This window comes from Desulfocurvus sp. DL1XJH-121, from assembly GCF_054819825.1.
Genome location: NZ_JBTVWW010000050.1, coordinates 1 through 4645 on the forward strand (window position 1 = coordinate 1; position 4645 = coordinate 4645).

At 64.5% G+C, this 4645-nt stretch carries 5 protein-coding genes; all 5 read right to left on the reverse strand.

Features of this window, described 5'->3' with window-relative positions:
- Positions 1–209: TRAP transporter small permease (locus ACYYG1_RS17225; protein WP_461211566.1), on the reverse strand; the 209-nt coding region annotated here is incomplete at its 3' end.
- Between the two features lie 129 nt (positions 210–338).
- Positions 339–1346 (reverse strand): TRAP transporter substrate-binding protein, encoded by a 1008-nt coding sequence (locus ACYYG1_RS17230; protein ID WP_461211567.1) that lies wholly within the window; start codon positions 1344–1346, stop codon positions 339–341.
- Between the two features lie 1187 nt (positions 1347–2533).
- A complete protein-coding gene (locus ACYYG1_RS17235; RefSeq protein WP_461211568.1) occupies positions 2534–3037 on the reverse strand; it encodes a 3-isopropylmalate dehydratase small subunit in 504 nt (167 codons plus the stop codon).
- A gap of 2 nt (positions 3038–3039) precedes the next feature.
- Positions 3040–4323 (reverse strand): 3-isopropylmalate dehydratase large subunit, encoded by a 1284-nt coding sequence (gene leuC, locus ACYYG1_RS17240; RefSeq protein ID WP_461211569.1) that lies wholly within the window; start codon positions 4321–4323, stop codon positions 3040–3042.
- A 22-nt stretch (positions 4324–4345) separates the two neighbouring features.
- On the reverse strand, positions 4346–4645 hold a 300-nt coding region (locus ACYYG1_RS17245), incomplete at its 5' end, for a TRAP transporter large permease subunit (RefSeq protein ID WP_461211570.1).

The following is a 4645-nucleotide window of genomic DNA, read 5'->3' on the forward strand; positions in this document are numbered from 1 at the left end:
ACCCAGGCCGCGGCCATGAAGGTCATGAAGATCAGGATGTATTCGCTGACCTCCACGCTGTAGGTGCTCGGATGGTCCAGGATGTAACGCCAGATGACTTCCTTGAAGACCATGAGCATCAGGGCCACCAGGCCGATTTCCGTGAGGATCTCGGCGAAGCGGGAGAGCCTGTCCACTGCTCGGATGAAGGATTGTGCGGCTTGATTCATGGGGTTCCTTGCAATGCTCTTTTCGGGACGCCTCCCCCGGGGGGCGGCGTCGGATAGTGCCGGGCCGGGCGCGGCGGGACATGCCCGCCGCGCCCGGCCTCGTGGATTCAGGCTGAACGCCTTTTGGTGCTAGCGGTATTTCTTGGCGAAGTCGATGTAGGCCTTGCCGTTGGGGACCTGGGACAGCCACCAGTCGTTGACAGGGGCGACCACGTCGGCGAAGGCCTTGAACTCGGCGTCAGAGAGGGTGTGGACCGTCATGCCCTTGTCCCTGTACTGCTTGATCACGCCGTTCTCGAATTCCTGGAGGCGCTTCAGGGTCTCGGCGTCGCGCACGGCCGCGCATTCCATCAGCACGTCCTGGTACGCCTTGGGCATGGTGTCCCAGACGGTCTTGTTGATGACCAAGAACGAGTTGCAATAGTACATGTTGGCCACGGTCAGATGCTTGACCACCTCGTCCAGCTTGCGGCCGGCGCCGGTGAGCAGGGGGCGGGTGCAGCCGTCGATGAGGCCGCGCTGCAGGGCCAGGTAGAGCTCGCCGGAGCTGAGCGTGGTGGGGGAGCCGCCCATGGCCTCGCAGATTTTGCTGGCGGTGCTGCCGGACACGCCCCAGAGCTTGCCCTTGAAGTCCTCGGGCTTGGTCACGGGATCCTTGGAGTAGACCTGGTAGCCGCCCACGCTGGCCGCGCCCAGGAGCACGAGGTTGTGCTTGAGCAGCTCATCCTTCACGCCCAGGTCCCAGAGCCCCTCGTGCAGGGCCTTCTGGATGGTGGCGGCGTCCTTGAACAGGAACGGCAGGCCGCCGATGCCCATGGCCGGGATGATGCCCGAGCTGTAGGTGTCCAGGGGCGAGGTCATGTCGATGTCGCCGCGCTCGCAGGCGGGGATCTCTTCCTTGGCCTTGTAGAGCTGGGCCCCGAGGTAGAGCTCGATCTTGACGTTGCCGTTCGTGCGCTCCGCCACGTTCTTGGCGAAGTTCTGCATGGGTTCGACAAGCAGGGTGTATTTGGGCGTGAAATAGGTCGAGTAGGTGAGATTGAAGGTTTTTTCCGCCTTGGCCTGATGCGCGGCGGCAAGGCAAATCATCACGGCGAACACGGATGCGAGAAGAATGGGCAGAGATTTCTGTCGCATGACATCCTCATTTCTGTTGGCCGCGCCTTTAGCGCGGCGTGTGTGGCGGTACGTGGAGGCCTACGGCGACCGACGCCGTGGACCGGGAATACAATACAAGAAAGCCCGACCGAAGCGATGCGCCTCGATCGGTCCGGATTGCTGGCCCGGAGCCTAAGCTAGGCGGCTAGGTAAGGTAGTACTAGGAGAGATAGGGAGAGGGTGGGCTCGGTAAGGCCCTGGAACGCGGACGCGGACGGTCCGGCGTAAGCGAAATCGCGGGCGTCGATGCCTGCGGGAATGTGCGGAGAGCGCATAATTCGTTTCTGTGGAATAGCCATTTTCACGTTGGAATCTCCCGTGTGGAGGGTCGCCTCCGTGCGAGGTCCGGCCGAGGGTCCGAAATCAACTTGACGCAGCAAGCTATGAAAAACTCAATAACCGTTAATATATGCAGCCTAAATCAAAGCTGGTCGGAGTGCAAGCGGAGACTGGGGTTGGGGTGATCGTGTGGGGGAGAGAGAAGAGCCGTGGCGCAAAACCAAACGTGCCCTCCCGCCCTCCCGCCGCGTTCCGTAACAGGTATGAGGGGGGGTGGGGGAGGGTGTGTAGTGCTGCGGGCGCGAGACGCGGGAGAGGCGCGCTCCCTTCGAAGGATTTCCCCCGCCGCGCGGCTTCGCCGCAGGGGCGGGACAAATCCAGGCGGTCGCGAGCCTCTCCCGCGCCACGCGCCGGGCATTGCTACAGAGCCTTCCCGTCCGAGAACGCGACAGGAGGAGGGGAAGAAGAATCCTACCTGACAATGGGGCGGGGGGTATTGGCTGAAAGCATACTTGGCCCCATGGTGCCGTACTATTTACGATGCTGTCCCACCGACTCCCCAAGCCCCGAAGCGAAGCCCTCCGCACCCGCCTGGGGCGCGGCCGCGCCGCCTCCCCCAACACTCCCGACAAACGAACGCCCTGCCCGCGAGGGAACGCGGCGGGTGGGGAGGGAGGGCACAATTGGTTTTGCGCAACGACAGATAAGAGTGTCGCAACCAGAACCGCCCACCACGCCTCCCCGCCCCCCTCAAAAAACTGAGGGGCCCGGGAAGGATTCCCGGGCCCACAGCACATGGAGGGTGAGCGGATGGCTCGGCCGGGCCCCGGGACGGTCCAGAAAACTGGCCCGGGGCGTCCGGCCGAACGCTCAGAGGGTGGTGAGTATCAGTCCGAAAGAGCCAATTGGGAGCGCACGTAGGGGATGAGCCCCCCTTGCGCCACCAGGTCGCGCATGAACTCGGGCACCGGACGGCTGGTGAAGGACAGCCCGCGTCCGGGGCATTTCACGAGGCCCGCCGCCAGGTCCAGCTCCAGGGCGTCGCCTTGCTTGAGGTTTTCGTGGGCTTCGGGGCATTCCAGGATGGGCAGGCCCATGTTGAAGGCGTTGCGGTAGAAGATGCGCGCGAAGCTCGCCGCCACCACGCAGGAGATTCCCGCCGCGATGAGGGCGATGGGCGCGTGTTCCCGGGAGGACCCGCAGCCGAAGTTGCGCCCGGCCACGAGGATGTCCCCGGGCTTCGTCTCCTTGGCGAAGCCCGGGGAAATGTCCGCCATGCAATGCTTTCCCAGATGTTCCGGACTCGAGTCATTCATAAACCGCGCGGGGATGATCACGTCGGTGTCCACATTGTCGCCGAAGATCCAGGTGTTTCCTTGCAAAACGGACATGGTTACCTCTTTTGGGAAATATCGACTTCGGACGGGTGCGCGATGCGCCCGAGCACGGCCGACGCCGCGGCCACGGCGGGGCCGGCGAGGTAGACCTCGCTCTTGGGATGGCCCATGCGCCCCACGAAGTTGCGGTTGGTGGTGGACAGGGCGCGTTCGCCGGCGTCCAGGATGCCCATGTGCCCGCCCAGGCAGGGGCCGCAGGTGGGGCCGCTGACAAAGGCCCCGGCGTCCACGAAGATTTCCATCAGCCCGGAGCGCATGGCCTGGCGATAGATGTTCTGCGTGCCGGGCAGGATGATGCAGCGCACCCCCGGGTCGATCGTGCGGCCCTTGAGGATGCTCGCGGCTACGCGCAGGTCTTCCAGGCAGCCGTTGGTGCAGCCGCCGATGACCACTTGGTCCAGGGACACGTCCGTGAGCTGGGACACGGGCCGGACGTTCTCGGGCAAATGCGGGCAGGCCACCAGGGGCGGCAGGCCGCTCACGTCCCATTCGTGCACCGCGGCGTAGGGCGCGTCCGGGTCGGCCGTGGCGGGGGTGAACGGGCGCGCGGCGCCGCCGCTCAGGTACTCCTCGGCCACCTTGTCGTAGGGCATGAGGCCGGTCTTGGCCCCGGCCTCGATGGCCATGTTGCACATGGTGAAGCGCCCGGCCATGCCCAGGTCCTGCAGGGCTTCGCCGCAGAACTCCATGGCCTGGTAGTTGGCCCCGTCCACGCCGATCTTCCCGATGGTGTGCAGGATCAGGTCCTTGCCGCCGATCCAAGGGCCCAGGCGGCCGTGGAACACGAACTTGGTAGTCTCGGGTACGCGCAGCCAGATGCGGCCCGTGGCCATGATGGCGGCCAGGTCCGTGCTGCCCACGCCCGAGGCGAAGGCGCCCAGCGCCCCGGCCGTGCAGGTGTGGCTGTCCGAGCCGATGACGATCTCGCCGGGCGCGGCCAGGCCCTGCTCCACCACGAAGCTGTGTTCGATGCCCACGCGGCCCACTTCGTAGTAGTGGCGTATGCCGTATTTCTTGGCGAATTCCCGCAGCAGGCGGGAGTTGTGCGCGGACTTGATGTCCTTGTTGGGCGTGAAGTGGTCCGGGAACAGGCCGATCCTTTCGGTGTCGAAGACCTTGCCCGCGCCGATGCGCTCGAAGGCGTCGGCCACCACGGGGATCATGATGTCGTTGGTGAAGGCGAAGTCCACCTGGGCCTGCACTATCTGGCCCGGGTCCACGTGATCCAGGCCCGCGTGGCGGGCCAGGATCTTCTGGGACATGGTCATTGGGGTAGTCATGTTGTTTCCTTGGTCCTCGCGGCTACATGTGGTTGGGCAGCCACAGGCACAGGTCCGGGAAGGCGATGAAGATCACCAGTCCCACCAACTCCACGAACACGAAGGGGAAGGCGGCGCGGATGATGTCCTGGATGCTTATGTTGTCCGGCGCTATGCCCTTGATGGCGTAGAGGTTCAATCCGATGGGCGGGGTGATGACGGCCATTTCGCAGGTGATGCCCACGATGATGCCGTACCACAGGGGGCTGTAGCCCATGTTCTGGACCATGGGCAGCAAGAGCGGCGTGCTGATGAGGATCACGGAGACGATGTCCATGAACAT